The 16,487-nt window shown below is 53.1% G+C and carries 17 protein-coding genes; all 17 read left to right on the forward strand.

Annotated elements, in window-relative coordinates; all coding sequences use genetic code 11:
* Positions 1-21 precede the first annotated feature (21 nt).
* Positions 22-1,944: an NADH-quinone oxidoreductase subunit L gene (nuoL, locus tag AC3WJN_RS05695; RefSeq protein WP_005831785.1), complete on the forward strand. Its 1,923-nt coding sequence runs from the start codon at positions 22-24 to the stop codon at positions 1,942-1,944.
* Positions 1,928-3,469, forward strand: a complete 1,542-nt coding sequence (locus AC3WJN_RS05700; RefSeq protein ID WP_007778452.1) for a complex I subunit 4 family protein — start codon at positions 1,928-1,930, stop codon at positions 3,467-3,469. The genes nuoL and AC3WJN_RS05700 overlap by 17 nt, the downstream gene beginning before the upstream one ends.
* Before the next feature lie 3 nt (positions 3,470-3,472).
* On the forward strand, positions 3,473-4,999 hold the full coding sequence (gene nuoN, locus AC3WJN_RS05705) for an NADH-quinone oxidoreductase subunit NuoN (protein WP_005831791.1): 1,527 nt from the start codon (positions 3,473-3,475) through the stop codon (positions 4,997-4,999).
* 105 nt (positions 5,000-5,104) lie between these two features.
* A complete protein-coding gene (locus tag AC3WJN_RS05710; protein WP_005831793.1) occupies positions 5,105-5,335 on the forward strand; it encodes a DUF1146 family protein in 231 nt (76 codons plus the stop codon).
* 100 nt (positions 5,336-5,435) lie between these two features.
* Positions 5,436-6,182 carry a YwmB family TATA-box binding protein gene (locus tag AC3WJN_RS05715; RefSeq protein WP_005831795.1) on the forward strand — a complete coding sequence of 249 codons (747 nt, stop codon included), beginning with the start codon at positions 5,436-5,438 and terminating at the stop codon, positions 6,180-6,182.
* An 18-nt stretch (positions 6,183-6,200) separates the two neighbouring features.
* Positions 6,201-7,526, forward strand: a complete 1,326-nt coding sequence (gene murA / locus AC3WJN_RS05720) for a UDP-N-acetylglucosamine 1-carboxyvinyltransferase (protein ID WP_007778456.1) — start codon at positions 6,201-6,203, stop codon at positions 7,524-7,526.
* A gap of 152 nt (positions 7,527-7,678) precedes the next feature.
* Positions 7,679-8,695 (forward strand): stage II sporulation protein D, encoded by a 1,017-nt coding sequence (gene spoIID / locus AC3WJN_RS05725; protein WP_005831800.1) that lies wholly within the window; start codon positions 7,679-7,681, stop codon positions 8,693-8,695.
* Between the two features lie 91 nt (positions 8,696-8,786).
* The gene (locus AC3WJN_RS05730) at positions 8,787-9,512 is read left to right on the forward strand and encodes a M23 family metallopeptidase (RefSeq protein ID WP_035316788.1); all 726 of its coding nucleotides are present in this window, start codon (positions 8,787-8,789) and stop codon (positions 9,510-9,512) included.
* Positions 9,513-9,694: 182 nt separating this feature from the next.
* Positions 9,695-9,982 (forward strand): sporulation transcriptional regulator SpoIIID, encoded by a 288-nt coding sequence (gene spoIIID, locus AC3WJN_RS05735; protein ID WP_005831806.1) that lies wholly within the window; start codon positions 9,695-9,697, stop codon positions 9,980-9,982.
* 77 nt (positions 9,983-10,059) lie between these two features.
* A complete protein-coding gene (locus AC3WJN_RS05740) occupies positions 10,060-11,076 on the forward strand; it encodes a rod shape-determining protein (protein WP_005831808.1) in 1,017 nt (338 codons plus the stop codon).
* A gap of 6 nt (positions 11,077-11,082) precedes the next feature.
* Positions 11,083-12,051, forward strand: coding sequence for a flagellar hook-basal body protein (locus AC3WJN_RS05745; protein ID WP_007778464.1), 969 nt, complete (start codon positions 11,083-11,085; stop codon positions 12,049-12,051).
* 15 nt (positions 12,052-12,066) lie between these two features.
* Complete coding sequence (locus tag AC3WJN_RS05750; protein ID WP_007778467.1) at positions 12,067-12,900, forward strand: flagellar hook-basal body protein; 834 nt, start codon at positions 12,067-12,069, stop codon at positions 12,898-12,900.
* A 33-nt stretch (positions 12,901-12,933) separates the two neighbouring features.
* Positions 12,934-13,188, forward strand: a complete 255-nt coding sequence (locus AC3WJN_RS05755; RefSeq protein ID WP_005831814.1) for a DNA-directed RNA polymerase subunit beta — start codon at positions 12,934-12,936, stop codon at positions 13,186-13,188.
* Between the two features lie 148 nt (positions 13,189-13,336).
* Positions 13,337-13,858: a CDP-alcohol phosphatidyltransferase family protein gene (locus AC3WJN_RS05760; RefSeq protein WP_005831816.1), complete on the forward strand. Its 522-nt coding sequence runs from the start codon at positions 13,337-13,339 to the stop codon at positions 13,856-13,858.
* Positions 13,859-14,022: 164 nt separating this feature from the next.
* On the forward strand, positions 14,023-14,481 hold the full coding sequence (gene fabZ / locus AC3WJN_RS05765; protein WP_005831818.1) for a 3-hydroxyacyl-ACP dehydratase FabZ: 459 nt from the start codon (positions 14,023-14,025) through the stop codon (positions 14,479-14,481).
* Positions 14,482-14,551: 70 nt separating this feature from the next.
* Positions 14,552-15,289 carry a WecB/TagA/CpsF family glycosyltransferase gene (locus AC3WJN_RS05770; RefSeq protein ID WP_174768820.1) on the forward strand — a complete coding sequence of 246 codons (738 nt, stop codon included), beginning with the start codon at positions 14,552-14,554 and terminating at the stop codon, positions 15,287-15,289.
* A 27-nt stretch (positions 15,290-15,316) separates the two neighbouring features.
* Positions 15,317-16,417 (forward strand): glycosyltransferase family 4 protein, encoded by a 1,101-nt coding sequence (locus AC3WJN_RS05775; protein WP_005831822.1) that lies wholly within the window; start codon positions 15,317-15,319, stop codon positions 16,415-16,417.
* The last annotated feature ends 70 nt before the right edge of the window (positions 16,418-16,487 follow it).

Here is a 16,487-nt window from a genome sequence, read left to right on the forward strand (position 1 = left end):
GACCTGATAAGGAGGACAAAGATGGATACTTTTTTGCACTACGCCTGGCTGATCCCTCTGTTTCCGCTTCTTGCTTTCATCGTGATCGTTTCATTTGGTCGCCAGTTGAAAGAAGGAGCGGCCATCGTCGGCATCGGGCTGACGGCTGTTTCTTTCGGGATCGCAGTGCTCGCCTTCTGGCAGAGATTCCGGGATGGGGGAGCAGACTACAACTACGTGGTAGAGTGGCTGCACGTCGGTGACATTGTCATCAACATGGGCTTCGAGGTAACGCCGCTCAATGCAATGATGCTGGTCATCGTGACCTTGGTCAGCCTGCTGGTTCAGATTTATTCCAAAGGCTACATGCACGGCGACGAGCGTTTTCCGGTGTTTTACCAGTACCTGGCGCTGTTCACGTTTTCCATGCTTGGTCTGGTGATTTCGCCGAACCTGCTGCAAGTGTACATTTTCTGGGAGCTGGTCGGTGTCTGCTCCTTCCTGCTCGTCGGCTACTACTACTTCAAGCCGGAAGCGAAGGCGGCGGCCAAAAAAGCGTTTATTGTCACGCGGATCGGCGACCTTGGACTGTTCATCGGGATCTGTCTGTTGTTCTGGTGGACAGGAAGCTTTGAGTACGGGGCGATTTTTGAGAGTGTGGCGCTCGGACGGCTGGAGCCGTGGATGATTACCGTTGCCGCGATTCTGATTTTTATCGGGGCGATGGGCAAATCAGGCCAGTTCCCGCTGCATACGTGGCTGCCTGACGCGATGGAAGGTCCTACGCCAGTGTCTGCCCTGATTCACGCGGCGACGATGGTTGCTGCCGGCGTGTATCTGGTGGCGGCTACTTATCCACTGTTTATCGCCTCAGAAACAGCGCTGACGGTGGTGGCTTATGTGGGCGGCATCACGGCGATTTTTGCCGCTTCCATCGGTTTGACACAGCGGGACATCAAGCGCGTGCTGGCGTATTCGACAGTCAGCCAGTTGGGCTACATGATGATGGCGCTCGGCGTCGCCGGAGCTGCCGGTTATGTGGCTGGATCGTTCCACCTGATGACACACGCCTTTTTCAAAGCGTTGCTCTTTCTCGGAGCGGGCAGCGTAATCCACGCTGTACATACGCAGGACGTTTTCGAGATGGGTGGTTTGTGGAAAAAAATGCCAGTTACGGCGTTGACCTTTTTGATCGGATGTCTGGCAATCGCGGGGATTTTTCCGTTCGCCGGATTCTGGTCGAAGGAAGCGATATTGGGCGCTGTGTATGGGGCGCATCGCTACGATCTTTTGGTCATTGCGCTCGTTGCAGCTTTCTTTACCGCATTCTATATGTTCCGATTGTTTTTCCTCACGTTCGCCGGAAAGGCCAGAGGCAAGCACGAAGCGCACGAGTCTCCAGGCGTCATGACTGGTCCGCTGCTAATTTTGGCGCTGCTTGCGGTTGTGGCTGGTTTTGTGAACACGCCATACGCTCCGCTGCTGTCTGACTGGCTCCTGTCTACGAGCACGGGAACGGCGATCACAGGCATTTTTGGAGAGGGAACAGAGCATGCGGCGTCCTGGCTGCAAATCGTGGCGCTGCTCATCTCGGTGCTCGGAGTCATTTTGGCCTACTTCATGTACGGCAAAAAGTCGATTTCCCCGGACAGCATTCCCGAAACGCTGCCGTGGCTCTATCGACTCTCTTACCGAAAATACTATGTGGATGAGCTGTATCACTATGTCGTTGTGCGGCCGCTCGGCTGGCTGGGCATTTTCCTGAACGGGTTTGACAAGTACGTGGTGGATGGCCTGGTTGGGCTGACAGCCAAGATTGCACAAGGGATCGGCTCCCTGCATGCGCGAGTGCAAAGCGGTCAGATCCAGTCTTACGGGGCGATGGTCCTGTTCGGTCTGCTGCTGTTGATTATCGCCATCAGTTTGACGGTCGAGGGAGGTGGACTCTTTGGATTCGGGCGCTAATATCCTTTTGTCGTCGCTGGTGTTTTCGCCGCTCCTGGCGATTCTTATCATCGCCTTCATCCCGAGCCGCCGATTCGGGGCAATCAAGCAGGTGGGGGTACTGGGAACCTTGCTGCCGCTGATTTTGGCCTTCTGGATGTTTGGAGCTTTCAATTACGATACGTCCAATCTTCAGTTTGTCGAGCGCCACGACTGGATTTCCATCCCGATCGGACTTGCGCAGACGGGGACGGTTTTTGCGTTTGAAATCAACTACGAGCTGGGCGTGGATGGCATCTCGATGCCGCTGATTTTGCTGACAGCGATTATCGGCACGATGGCAGCGGTCGCTTCCTGGCAGATCAAAAAGCGGCTGAAGGAATTTTTCATCCTGTTCCACCTGCTGCTGATCGGGATGCTGGGTGTGTTTGCCGCCGATAACCTGTTTTTGTTCTTCATCTTCTTCGAGCTGACGCTGGTGCCGATGTACTTCCTCGTCGGCATCTGGGGCTATGGCGAGCGGGAGCATGCGGCGAACAAGTTCCTTTTGTACAACGGAATCGGCTCTGGCATCATGCTCCTGGCTTTCATCATGATTTTCGTCGTGATGCGGACGCTGAATATCGATCAGATTTCCGCGATCCTGACGACACCGGAGCATCCGGTCACTGCCGCGCTGACGCCAGCGATCCGGTTCGGGCTGTTCCTGGCGCTGTTTGTAGCCTTTGCCATCAAGCTGCCGGTATTCCCGTTCCATACGTGGATGCTGAAGGTGCACGTACAGGCTCCGCCTTCCATCGTCATGATCCACTCCGGCATTTTGCTGAAGATGGGGGCTTATGGACTTTTGCGGATGGGCATCGGATTTTTCCCGGAGCAAGCCTATCAGTTCTCGACGTGGCTGGCGGTTTTGGGAATCATCAACGTTTTGTACGGAGCAGTTCTCGCTTTTGTGCAAAAAGATTTGAAGATGGTTCTGGCCTATTCCAGTATCAGCCACATGGGGATCGTACTGCTTGGCTTTGCGGCGATGAACTCGATCGGCTTTCAGGGAGCGATGTTCCAGGTCGTTTCCCACGGCTTTATTTCGGCGCTGTTGTTCTTCCTGATCGGCGTCATTTGGGACCGGACGCAGACTTCGATGATCGACGAGCTCGGCGGCTTGGCCAAATCCATGCCGTTTGTCAGCGGGATTTTCCTGGCTGGCGGGATGGCGTCGCTGGGACTGCCAGGCATGTCCGGGTTTATCAGTGAGTTTTTCGCTTTCCTCGGGCTGTTCGGCCGGATGCCAGTGTTGGCCGCGGTCGGGGCGCTCGGAATCGTGCTCACAGCCGTCTATTTGCTACGGGCGATCCTGCGGACGACATTTGGCCCTACGCCAAGCCGTTTTACGGGTCTTGCGGACGCACAGCCAATGGAAGTGATTCCGATGGTCGTGCTGCTCGGCTTCATTATACTCATCGGGGTGTACCCGGCTATTTTGGGCAATCCGATGCAGCAGGCCCTGAAAACGATCGTACCGATCGTAACGGGAATAGGAGGGTAATCCATGGACGTAAAAGATATTTTCTCATATGACTGGAGCTACCTTCTGCCCGAATTTATCATTCTCGGATTTGCGACGATTCTGTCGCTCCTGGACCTGTTTGCGGGCAAGCGCCTTGGCAGGCAGGTGATCGGCTGGCTGTCCCTGGTGGGGGTAGTGCTGGCGACAGTCTTTGTCTTCGTCAACGTCAATGTGCTCGACAAGCCCTACAGCTACATGGCGGACATGATCCGCATTGACGACTACGGCAACGCGTTCAAGCTGCTTTTCCTGGGCGGGACGGCATTTGCGATCCTGATCTCTCTCTCGTATTTGAAAAAGGGAGAGGTTACCCATACGGGAGAGTACTATTATTTGATGCTGACAGGTCTTTTGGGGGCCATGGTCATGGCGTCCTCTGCCGATCTGATTACGCTGTTCGTAGGTCTTGAGCTTTTGTCCCTGTCGTCCTATGTGCTCGTCGGCCTGCGGAAAAAGTCGCTGCAGTCGAACGAGTCGGCTTTCAAATACGTCGTCTCGGGCGGAATCGCCACAGCGGTTACCTTGTTCGGGATGTCGTACGTGTACGGACTGACGGGAACGACGCATATTTACGAAATCTCGTTCCGCTTGGCAGAGGCCGGAATGGCCGGCTATCAGTTCCTCGTGTACATGGCCTTTGCCTTTTTGGCGGTCGGTCTTGCCTTTAAAATATCCGCGGCTCCCAACCACATGTGGGCGCCGGATGTGTACCAGGGCGCTCCGACTCCAGTCACGGCGTTTTTGGCGGTCGTATCAAAAGCGGCAGGCTTCTCGCTGTTGTTCCGCGTCCTGCTGATCTCGTTCTTTAACGTCAACGACGGGGCAAACCGCTTCTTTTTCCAGGAAGGGAGCCTGTACCTCGGCCTGATGGCGGCAGCCTCGATGATTATCGGTAACACGATGGCGCTGCGGCAAACAAACGTCAAGCGCATGATGGCTTACTCGGGTATCGCGCAAGCGGGTTACTTGCTGGTGCCGTTCGTGCCACCGACGACGCTGTTTTTCGGCGAAGTGATTTTCTACCTGTTCGGCTATTTGCTCGTCAGCTTCGGGGCCTTCGCGGTCATCATGGTTGTCACCCGCGAGCAAGGGACAGAGGAGATCAAAGGCTTCGCAGGCTTGTATCACCGCTCGCCGATTATGGCGATTGCGATGAGCATTTTCCTGCTGTCGCTGGCGGGCATTCCTGTCACCGCAGGATTCTTCGGGAAATTCTATCTGTTCATGGGCGCTCTGGCCCAGGAAAACTACTGGCTGGCAGCGATCATGATCGTCACAAGCGTCATTTCCTATTATTATTACTTCGGGATTATCAGACAGATGTACATGCGTCCGGGGACGAGCGAAGCGCCGCTCGCCGTGCCAAAAGGCATCTGGACTCTCGTTTTCGTCCTGGCTCTTTTGACGGTGTTTTTCGGGGCCTTCCCGGGTCTGGTTACCGATTACGTACAGATTCATTTCAATCCGTCGTTTGACTTTGGGAACATGCTTCCTCCCAACTTTCAGTGATACTCGTAACGGAACGCTACATCATGTACAATAGAAGGGATAGCTCGCTTTCGGGCTGTCCCTTTTTCTTTTTTTGGTTACTGATTTGCAAGAGGAGGAACAACCATGCCGCAAGAAGTGTATGGCGTATTGAGCATCGTCATGTCGATTGTATTCATTGCACTCGCCTGGTGGGCTCTGCAATCATTTCGCTTTGAAAAGATCGTCAAGCATCCGCAGGGGGCGCAAGCCAAGCTGCTGCAAATTCTTTTGTCGATCGTGATCGGCTACGAAGTATCGCGCTTTTTCCTGGATTATTTGGGCTGGTCCATGACTTTCGGCAACCTGTTTTCCTGATTGACCAAACTTCATTGCGTTTGCTGGTATATCTACCCAGTTTCATGTGCAAAATGAGAAGTACAAAGAGATAGCCATGAAACATGGGGAGAGGATTTAAATGGGGAAATGGTCTGGCCTGCTTGTACTTGCTCTATTGCTGGCAGTTTGTGTTGTGTACTGGATGCCTGCGCAGGCGTCGGAAGCAAAACCTGTTGCGAGCAAGCTAATGCAAACGCTCGAAGATTCAGGAGCAACGGGCGTATCCATCCAGGTACGCGCGCGTGTGGCAATGGGAGAAGTGCTGCGTCCGGAAGAAGTCAAAGAGTTGGCACGGACATGGGCAAAAAAGCTGGAGATCCCTCTTTCCCTTGACGGGGAATCGCAGAACAGCAACGTTCTTATGTATCGGACTACATACACGCAAAACGGCGTTTCGGTGCGCTACGAGGTGACAGGCGTTCCTAAAAATGGTTCGTTTGACACATATCTAGTGCTGCAATTATCCGGAAGCCGTGAATCCCTACTATATATTGAGCAGATACAAGAAACCTTCGCGAAAGCCCTGAAAAATGCCGACTTTATTCCGCAAATTAGCACTTGTATTCGCGGATTGTACAATGTTAAGATGAGTGTTGACCAACAGGGGGGTAAAATTATGTCGATTTTTGCTACCCTCCAGGCAACAGAATTGGAACGTTTACAAGATGAGACGGTTGTCAGTATTTCCGGACATACCCCTTTGTGGGAGCCATTCATCGCGTTAAACGGGCAAAAGATGAATCTGCAAGTGGCGACACACCGTGACAGTGGCAATGCTGGCACATGGGTCACTGTAGGTACGCCAATCATCACAGTGGAATATTAGCACGCGGAGGGGTACACATTGGATAAAATTATTGTCCGTGGTGGTAAGGCATTGGCCGGTAATGTGAAAGTATCTGGCGCCAAAAATGCCGTACTCCCTATTATTGCAGCATCTATCCTGGCAGAAGAAGGAACATGCGTGATCTCGGATGTACCTGCTCTCGACGATGTCAGGACGATATGCGACCTCTTGAAATCGATGGGAATCTCCCTTACATATGATCATGAAGTGCTGACAATCCATGCTTCCGAGCTCACCAGCGTGGAAGCATCCTATGAACTGGTCCGCAAAATGCGTGCATCCTTCCTGGTGATGGGGCCGCTTTTGGCAAGAAAAGGACAGGCTCGTGTCGCTCTTCCAGGTGGTTGTGCCATTGGTACCCGCCCGATCGACCAACACCTAAAAGGGTTTGAGGCTATGGGAGCCAAAATCGAGATCGGACAAGGGTTTATTGAAGCGAAAGCAGACGGGCGATTGAAAGGGGCAAAAATCTACCTCGATATCGCAAGCGTCGGCGCAACGGAAAATATCATGATGGCGGCTGCTTTGGCCGAAGGCACGACCGTGATTGAAAACGCGGCAGAGGAGCCGGAGATTGTCGACCTGGCCAACTTCCTGAACAGAATGGGCGCAAAAATCCGCGGTGCGGGAACTGGCTCTATTCGCATTGAAGGCGTGGAAAAGCTGAAGGGCTGCACGCATTGCGTCATCCCTGACCGGATCGAGGCGGGAACGTTCATGGTAGCCGCAGCGATTACGGGTGGCGATGTCTTTGTGGAAGGCGCGATTTGCGATCACCTGAAATCCGTCACTGCCAAGCTGCGGGAAATGGGCGTAGAGGTAGACGAGCAGGAGAACGGCATTCGCGTTCGCCGGACTGGTCCGCTCAAGGCTGTCGATCTCAAGACGCTGCCGTATCCAGGCTTCCCGACTGACATGCAGTCGCAAATGATGGCGCTTTTGCTTGTTTCAGAAGGAACGAGCATCGTGACTGAAACCGTTTTTGAAAATCGTTTCATGCACGTGGAAGAGTTCCGCCGCATGAATGCCAATATCAAAATCGAAGGACGCAGTGCGATTGTGGAAGGCGGCTCCAAGCTGACCGGAAGCAAGGTAGCAGCGACTGATTTGCGCGCAGGTGCCGCATTGGTGCTGGCTGGCTTGGTGTCAGAGGGGGAGACAGAGGTTACGGCTCTCCATCATATCGACCGTGGGTACGTGAACTTTACGGAAAAACTGCTGGCGCTTGGGGCAGATGTAGAGCGCGTAGGCCCAGAGGAGAAAAAGCGCGAAGCGGTAGTACCGGATACGATCAAGGTAAGCTTCTCTCCTAATTTTGCGTAACCAATGTGTCAGCTATATGACAAAAACGAAGATTCTCTGCGAAAGCAGGGGGTCTTTTTTCTTTTCTCGCGACTCTCTTACTCTCTCGTTCTATCGGTCTGCGGCAGTACATAGACTGAAAGTGTCTAGCACTTAACGGGGAGGATCACTTGATGAAACGCTACTTGCTCATAGGGTTTATCACTTTGCCGATCTTGCTCGTCCTGATGCCGGCCGCGCTGGTCTATCTGTTTGCTCCCTCGCACGATTCGGCCGCCCAGCCAGCCGCAGCCGTCCAAGGGCAGGACAAACCCGCAATGGCCGGAACTGCCCCGTCGCTTTCCATCAAGGTCTACCGGACAGAAAAAAAGGTTGTGGAGACACTGCCGCTGGAGACGTACATTGCCGGAGTGGTAGCCGCCGAGATGCCTGCCGAATTTGAACTGGAGGCGCTGAAAGCCCAGGCGATGGCTGCGCGAACGTATATCGTGCGCAGGCTGAAGCAAGGGAAGTTCGACGACGTGCCGGCAGGCGGACAGGTGCTGGATACCGTCCAGCATCAGGTCTATATGGATGAAGCGCAGCGCCGCGAGCGCTGGGGGGATCAATACGAATGGAAAAGCAAGCGTATCGAGCAAGCCGTTCAGGCAACTGCGGGTGTCGTGCTGACGTACCAGGGAGAGCCGATTGATGCGACGTTTTTTTCCACCAGCAACGGTTTCACCGAAAACTCGGATGAGTACTGGGAAAGGCCGATCCCTTATTTGAAAAGCGTAGCCAGCCCGTGGGATATCGAGTCTCCCCGTTATGAAGAAACGGTGGTCAAGTCGACGGCAGAGCTGGAAAAAGAGCTGGGCGTGAAGCTTGCGCAGGAGGCGTCTTCAAATGGGGCCTGGTATCGAATCGAGTCGCGAACGACAGGCAATCGGGTTGGCAAGATCAGTATTGGCGGCAAGGAGTTCAGCGGGCGGGAATTTCGCGAAAAGCTGAATTTAAATTCGTCGTCCTTTTCGTTGGAGCTCAGGGGGAATCAGGTGTTTATTACGACCAAAGGATACGGCCACGGTGTCGGCATGAGCCAGTGGGGAGCAAACGGCATGGCCAAGAGCGGAAAAACCGCCGAGCAGATCGTGAAGCACTTCTATCAAGGAATCAGCCTGCAGGAATACTCGCAAATTTTGCGCGCCTAGCAAAAAAGAACGCAAATTTTTACTTTTCCCTACTCCCTCAGGTTTATACGCCAAAATTCTGGCGATACTGAGGGATGAGGTGATGAATAAAATGGAAGATCAAAAAAATCAAAATCAACCGATTCCATTCAAGAAGGCAAGCTCTTGGAAAAAAGTTTTGGGCAAGAAGTGGGCGTTCCCCGCAATCTACATCGGAACCGCAGCAATCATTCTCGCTTTTGTGATGTGGTATCAGGGCAGCGTCGTGGACACGGTCTCCAAAATGACGAATGTCGGGGATAACGTGGCAGTGACAACTCCAGCGGCTCCTGAGACACCAGAGCAAAGCGAAGAAGCGGTACCTGTAACAAGTGGCGTTCAACCGTTGGCATGGCCTGTAGGCAAAAACGTTCAGTATGAGCTGGGAATGGGCTACTACGATGAGCAGGCGTCCAAAGACGAGCAGCAAAAAGCGCTCGTCAAGTACGGCAATTCCTTCTACCCGCACACGGGAATTGATTTGAAGGCAACCGACGGCAAGAGCTTTGATGTTGTCGCTGCGCTCGCCGGAAAAGTGACCAAGGTGGAGAATGATCCGCTCGTCGGCAAAACCGTTGAGGTAGAGCACGCTGACAAAATGGTCACCGTTTATCAAAGCCTGGAAAACATCACAGTCAAACCGGGCGATGAAGTGACACAGGGCCAGGTCATCGGATCGGCCGGCCGCAACGAGTATGAAAAAGACTTCGGCGTCCACCTCCACTTTGAAGTACATGTGGACGGCAAGCCGGTCAACCCTCAGCAATATTTGCTGCAGGCGGAAGCAAAAAATCAATAACAGGCGAAATCATGGAAAACACCTGCAAAATCAAGCGTCTTGCGGGTGTTTTTTTGCTGTTGGTACAAACTGTGGAAAAAAGATGCGGCCGTGCTGGCTTGTCAGGCTTGGAAACGTAGAATATGTGTCCCTACGCACCCATATATTGTATCAGACAATGTAGATACAAGGAGGCGAGTAATGTGCACGACTACATCAAAGAGCGGACCATCAAGATTGGCCGATATATTGTAGAGACGCGAAATACGGTTCGGATGATCGCCAAAGAGTTCGGTGTTTCCAAAAGCACAGTGCACAAGGACTTGACGGAAAGGCTGCCTGAAATAAATCCGGAGCTGGCTAACCAGGTTAAGGAAATTTTGGAATATCACAAAGCCATCAGACATCTTCGGGGAGGCGAAGCGACCAAGATCAAGTACAAGCGGCGCAGTAAAAAAGTCCGCGTGGAACAGGAGGAAAGTGTCCAATAAAGAATTTCCTTGTCCTCTCACGTAGAAGAGCCTATGATATTAGGTAGAAATGTAACTGGTAACAGGGAGGACCTTTCATGTTTGGCAAAGATATCGGGATCGACTTGGGGACGGCCAATGTCTTGGTGTATGTAAAAGGCAAGGGGATAGTCCTAGACGAACCATCTGTCGTGGCAATAGATAATAATACAAGAAAAGTATTGGCCGTGGGGCACGAAGCGCATCGCATGGTGGGCCGCACCCCAGGTAATATCGTAGCGATCCGACCTTTGCGCGAAGGGGTCATTGCGGATTTCGAGATTACGGAAGCGATGCTGAAGCACTTTTTGAACAAAATCGGCGGGAAAAGCATGTTTGCGCGCCCACGTATTCTGATCTGCTGCCCGACGAACATTACGTCTGTCGAGCAAAAAGCGATTCGCGAAGCAGCAGAGCGCAGTGGCGGCGCAAGACAGGTATTTATCGAAGAAGAACCGAAAGTTGCCGCAGTAGGGGCAGGGATGGATATTTTTCAGCCGTCGGGCAATATGGTAGTGGATATCGGTGGGGGTACGACCGATGTTGCGGTACTGTCTATGGGCGATATTGTCACGTCTTCCTCCATCAAAATAGCTGGAGACACATTCGATGTGGCCATTATGCGGTACATAAAAAATAAATACAAACTGCTGATTGGAGAGCGTACGGCTGAAGATATCAAGGTTCAGATCGGAACCGTATCCGGCGGGCGCCAGGACGAAATGGACATTCGTGGTCGAGACATGGTAAGCGGCTTGCCGCAAACAATTACCATTCAATCGGGCGAAGTCCAAGAAGCCCTGGCCGAGTCGGTGAGCGCGATTGTACAAGCCTCCAAATCTGTTTTGGAACGAACACCTCCGGAGCTTTCTGCCGATATTATTGATAAGGGTGTTTTCCTGACCGGCGGCGGCGCACTTTTGCACGGTATCGACGAGATTTTGGCAGAGGAGCTGAAGGTTCCTGTGCTGGTAGCGGAAGAGCCGATGATGTGTGTAGCCAAAGGAACCGGAATGATGCTGGACTATTTGGACAAAGTACCGGCTCACTCGAATAGGCGATTATTCAGGGGGTAAGATGACGTGATAAGAGGCTTGTATACGTCTGCATCTGGCATGCTGGCCTTGCAAAACAGGCAAGAATCGCTGGCGAATAATCTGGCTAACATCAATACGCCTGGTTACAAACAGGACGTGGGTGTGATGCGAGCGTTTCCGGAACAGCTACTCTCGCGCATGCGCGATTCCGAAGGGCCTGAATTTCCTGGCATTCCGAATATGCCGGGACAGCCTGCGGTAATCGGACGGTTGAACTCCGGCGTGTACATGTCGGAAGCCATCCCGAATTTTACACAAGGGGACATCGAGGAGACGCGCAATCCGTACGATGTCGCTCTGTTGGACAACCTGCAGCCCGATCAGGACGGCAATGAACGCCGGCTGTTTTACAGCGTGGCACGAATTGAGGACTTGACGCAGCCGGCTCAGCAAGAGGATATCCGCTACACGAGGAACGGCAACTGGAGCGTAAATGCGGATGGATACCTGGTGACGCCGGACGGATACTATGTGCTCGACAATCAAAATCAGGCGATTCGGCTGAACGATCCGGACACCGGCATCAATGTCGGCCAGGACCTGAAAATCAATCAGGCTGGCGAGCTGCTCTACCGTGATACGGCGAGCGAGGAGTACCAGACGCTTGCCGCCCATCCGCGACTGGGCTTGAGCGTCGTGACTGATCCGCAGAAGCTCGTTCGCGAGGGAACAAACGTCTTTCGCTATGAAGGAGACGCAGAGGTACAAGCAATCGACATCGTGGAAGCAGAAGATCAGGCTGCACTGGCAGCCGGAGAGTACGATACGCCTGCCGTTGCAGGGCGATACGGCACGCAGCAGGGCTGGAGAGAGCGCTCCAACGTAGACCCGGCGCAAACCATGACAAGCATGATGAGCGTGCTGCGCGCGTATGAGGCGAATCAGCGGGTGATTACGACAATTGATGGCACGCTGGACAAGGCCGCTAATGAAATCGGACGGGTAAATGGATAATAGGAGGTAGGAAGGATGCAGTCGCTTAACATCTCGACATCGGCCATGCGCGGCATTCAGCAGGCGTTGGACAATACCGCCAACAACCTGGCGAATATTGATACCATTGGCTACAAGCGCAGAGTGGCATCGTTTTCCGAGCTTCTCGCCGATTCGATGACCGAGCAGCCGGCAGTGGACAATCAAAACCGCAATACGCCTGCAGGCTTGCGTGTGGGCAGTGGCGCCCGCCTCGGCTTGACCAAGCTCGATCTCGGTCAGGGCAGCGTCAAGCTGACGGATGTGCCGACGAATGTGCTGATTGAAGGGCCGGGCTATTTTCTGGTCACGCACAAAATCAAGGATGCAACCGGAGCGGTAATTCAGGAAGAAAGTCGCCTTACGCGCGACGGCTCTTTCAAGGTACAATACGATGATGACGAGGGCGGCTATGTGCTGCACACGACATCCGGCCACATTCTCACGGACAATAACGGTGTGAACATCGTTTTGCCTGAGCCGGTGCAAGACATTCAAATTACGCCAGAGGGCGAGCTTTCTGCCAATGGAGTCTCCTATGGCACGATCGGCGTCTGGAAAGTGGACAATCCGGATCAATTGCAGCAGGTGGGACAAAACTTGTTCGACGCCGAGCTTGCTTCCGGGGAAAACCCGATGACCAAGTATGCCAACGCCATTGAGGAAGGCATTGCTTCACTGCGCCAGGGGGCACTGGAAGGCTCCAACGTGACGATGACAGAGGAAATGTCGCAACTGGTGAACATTCAACGCGCTTATCAACTGAATTCGCGGGCCATCGGCATCAGCGATCAGATGATGGGAATTGCCAATTCGCTGCGCAGCAGATAATTCATTCAATCAGTGACGACGGAGGAGAGGAGCATGGAACAAGGGAAGGGTAGAAGGTTCCCGCGTGATACCGAAGAGGTTAGGAAAAAGCCAAAAGAGCGGGAACGGAGCGGCAGAAACTGGCGAGTGACGGTCGCCAAGATTGTGCTGGTCCCACTCCTGTTGTTTTTCTCTCTCGTCATCGGTTTGGTAATTGGCTACGGAGTAGTGGGACACAAGCCGACAGCGGAAGTATTTGATCTCGGGACATACAAGCATATGTGGGACTTGCTTTTTGCAGATACGTAAGCAACGAAAAGAGAAGAGCAAGCTGGACAAGCCCGAACCGGATGGTTGGGGCTGCCTGTTTTTTAGAGGGACTTGTTGCGCAGATTGTCCACAGAGTATAATAGATCGAGTGGTTGAAAAAGGAAGCGACGATTCTTGCTACGGAGGGATGTCCGTGAATCTTCCCAATTTGCTTACGATCTTTCGCATCGTGCTCATCCCTTTGTACCTGTATGTCTTTTTCTCCGGGATTCCTTTTCACGTCGAAATCGCTTTGGGCATATTGATTTTGGCGGGAGTCACGGACATCGCAGATGGGTACATCGCGCGGAAACATAAGCTTGTGACCACAATCGGAATGATGTTGGACCCTCTGGCAGACAAGTTAATGATGTTGGCGGTGATCGCCTCATTGTTTTTGACAGAGCGGATCAGCGTGTGGGCCGCCCTGTTTTTCTTTATGCGTGATCTGGCCATGATAATAACAGGAGCTATTTACCACTTCCGGGGCAAAAAAACGGTACCAGCAAATGCATATGGCAAGTTGACAACAGTTCTTTTGTATTTGGTCATACCGCTTGTCATGTATAGATATCATTACAGCGAAGCGATATTGTGGACGGTGATCGCGTTCTCGTTCATTACGAGCGCGATCTATTTAGGGAAGTTTCGGCTGTTGAACCGCACGTAAGGGATGGAAAAAGAGCACTTCCCGTTTGGGGAGGAAGTGCCCCTTCTATTTTAACCCCGCTATGCCGACTTGTCGGAGGCGGGAGTTACGTTTATTCTCAGTTTGCCAACTGGTCTTCATGCACGGACAAGCCCAGATAAAGTATGGAAATGGAGCGATCAGACATGGAATTTAAAGCACCGCTTGATATTATGCAAATCCAGGAAATCATTCCGCACCGCTATCCGTTTTTGCTGGTGGACAAAATTGAAGAGCTGGAGCAAGGAAAACGCGCAGTCGGGATCAAGAATGTGACAGTGAACGAGCCGTTTTTCCAGGGGCATTTTCCTGGCTATCCGGTCATGCCTGGCGTCCTGATTGTGGAAGCGTTGGCGCAAGTCGGAGCAGTCGCCATCCTCAGCATGGAGGAGCACCAAGGAAAAATCGGGCTGTTTGCAGGCATTGACGAGTTTCGCTTCAAGGATCAGGTGAAGCCTGGCGACACGCTAACGCTGGAAGTTGAGCTGACGCGCGTGCGCGGTTCGATCGGCAAAGGGCACGGGAAGGCCATCGTTAATGGGAAAGTAGTCGCAGAGGGCGGACTGATGTTTGCCTTGACGGCAGGAAATAAAGCACATTCATGATATCCTTGAATGTGCTTTTCTTTTCGGGTAAAATGGCTAGTGGGCAACTTATATAATGAAGGTGAAAACATTGACCAAACAGGTCGCAAACATCTTGGGTGTGCCATTTTCGACTCGCGGCTTTCGCGAGACAGTCACATATATAGCAGAACGCATTAAAAACGGCCAAAAGACCCATGTCGTAACAGCCAATCCGGAAATCGTCATGCTGGCGAGGGCGGATCGCGCTTTTCAATCGATCGTGGAACAAGCCTATGTCGTTCCCGATGGAATCGGCATCGTCTACGCTGCCAAATGGACGAATCAGCCGATCCGTGAGCGCGTTACAGGCGTGGAGCTGCTGGAAGCGTTGATGGCGGAAGCAAACAAGCACCAGTGGGGAGTCTACCTGCTCGGTGCCAAGCCGGATGTCATCCGTTTGGCCGCGGAAAAGCTGGCTGCTCGCTACCCGAATGCGCGCATCGTCGGATACCGGGACGGATTTTTCCGGGCAGAAGACGAGGAGGGCATCGTGCAGGAGATTGCCGAAGCCAGGCCGGAGCTGCTGTTCGTCGCACTGGGCGCGCCCAGACAGGACGAATGGATGGTGAAGTATCGCGATCGCCTGAACGCCTCCTTGATGATGGGGGTAGGCGGCAGCTTCGATGTCATCTCCGGAAAAGTAAAACGAGCGCCGGAAATTTGGCAAAAATTGCATTTGGAATGGTTTTACCGACTAGCTTCTCAGCCGTCTCGCTGGAAGCGTCAACTGGCTATTCCCCGGTTTGTTTTGACCGTATTAAAAGAAAAATGGAGTAGCCGTTCCTAGATGCATCCGTAGAGAGGAGAACAGTCGATGTCTACATTAATCCTCGGATTTCTGACTTCGCTGATCGTATCGTTTATTGCGACACCATATGTAAAAAAACTGGCTGAAAAGGTCGGGGCAGTAGATGCTCCCAACCAGCGCAAGGTACATACGCGAATTATGCCCCGCATGGGGGGACTTGCTATTTACCTGGGCTATCTGGTGGCTTTCTTCCTGTTCGTTCCTTACGCCAGCATGTCGGAAATGCTTGGAATTTTCATCGGCAGCACCATCGTGATGGCTGTGGGCATGCTGGATGACAAGTACCAGCTCTCGCCGAAATGGAAGCTGCTCGGCCAACTGATCGCCACGGCGATCGTCGTCATCCCGTTCGGACTCAAGATCGGCGTCGTCAATCTCCCGTACTCCGGTAGCATTGACTTTAGCAGCGGCTGGCTTTTCTGGCTGGCCATTCCGATCACGATGTTCTGGATCGTCGGCGTGACCAACGCCGTCAACCTGATCGACGGCCTGGACGGCTTGTCCGCAGGCGTCTCCGCTATCGCGGCAGGAACGATGGGCGTCATGGCCCTGCTGATGGGCGATTACAAGGTTGCGACTTACTGCTTCGTGCTTTTAGGAGCGATCCTGGGCTTTCTGTACTTCAACTTTCACCCGGCCCGCCTGTTCATGGGCGACACCGGTTCGCTTTTCTTAGGCTTCAACCTGGCTGCGCTGTCGATCATGGGCTTCAAGGAAGCGCTCTTCGTTTCCTTCATCATCCCGATCGTCGTGCTCGGCGTTCCGCTTTGGGACACGTTCTTCGCAATCGTGCGCCGCATCGTGAACAAAAAGCCGATCTCCAGCCCGGACAAGGGACACCTGCACCACTGTCTGCTAAACATGGGCCTGTCCCATCGTGCCACGGTCCTTACGATCTACTCGATCAGCATCTTTTTCGGCACAATGGCGATCCTGCTCACCAAAACGACGAAGTGGACGACCATCATCGTCATGGTCGTACTCCTGATCGCCATCCACCTGGGCACCGAAATCGTCGGCCTCGTCAGCCGCCGCCACCGCCCGCTGATTAATGCGTACAGACGGTTGAAGATCAAGCAAGCCGAGCAAGAGCGGCGGACGAATTAAGATCGTAGCCAAATGTAGCCACTGCATGTTTTATGCAGTGGCTTTTTTTCGCCAATTTTTAGGGGGAAGC

Source organism: Brevibacillus sp. FW306-2-1A-C05A (genome assembly GCF_058781555.1).

What these genes read in the sequence shown, in the direction of transcription:
- nuoL (WP_005831785.1), top strand. Translation starts at nt 22, where the DNA reads ATGGATACTTTTTTGCACTACGCCTGGCTGATCCCTCTGTTTCCGCTT.
- AC3WJN_RS05760 (WP_005831816.1), top strand. Translation starts at nt 13,337, where the DNA reads ATGTCCGTGAATCTTCCCAATTTGCTTACGATCTTTCGCATCGTGCTC.
- AC3WJN_RS05755 (WP_005831814.1), top strand. Translation starts at nt 12,934, where the DNA reads ATGGAACAAGGGAAGGGTAGAAGGTTCCCGCGTGATACCGAAGAGGTT.
- AC3WJN_RS05715 (WP_005831795.1), top strand. Translation starts at nt 5,436, where the DNA reads ATGGGGAAATGGTCTGGCCTGCTTGTACTTGCTCTATTGCTGGCAGTT.
- AC3WJN_RS05740 (WP_005831808.1), top strand. Translation starts at nt 10,060, where the DNA reads ATGTTTGGCAAAGATATCGGGATCGACTTGGGGACGGCCAATGTCTTG.
- AC3WJN_RS05775 (WP_005831822.1), top strand. Translation starts at nt 15,317, where the DNA reads ATGTCTACATTAATCCTCGGATTTCTGACTTCGCTGATCGTATCGTTT.
- nuoN (WP_005831791.1), top strand. Translation starts at nt 3,473, where the DNA reads ATGGACGTAAAAGATATTTTCTCATATGACTGGAGCTACCTTCTGCCC.
- fabZ (WP_005831818.1), top strand. Translation starts at nt 14,023, where the DNA reads ATGGAATTTAAAGCACCGCTTGATATTATGCAAATCCAGGAAATCATT.
- AC3WJN_RS05750 (WP_007778467.1), top strand. Translation starts at nt 12,067, where the DNA reads ATGCAGTCGCTTAACATCTCGACATCGGCCATGCGCGGCATTCAGCAG.
- AC3WJN_RS05710 (WP_005831793.1), top strand. Translation starts at nt 5,105, where the DNA reads ATGCCGCAAGAAGTGTATGGCGTATTGAGCATCGTCATGTCGATTGTA.
- spoIID (WP_005831800.1), top strand. Translation starts at nt 7,679, where the DNA reads ATGAAACGCTACTTGCTCATAGGGTTTATCACTTTGCCGATCTTGCTC.
- AC3WJN_RS05730 (WP_035316788.1), top strand. Translation starts at nt 8,787, where the DNA reads ATGGAAGATCAAAAAAATCAAAATCAACCGATTCCATTCAAGAAGGCA.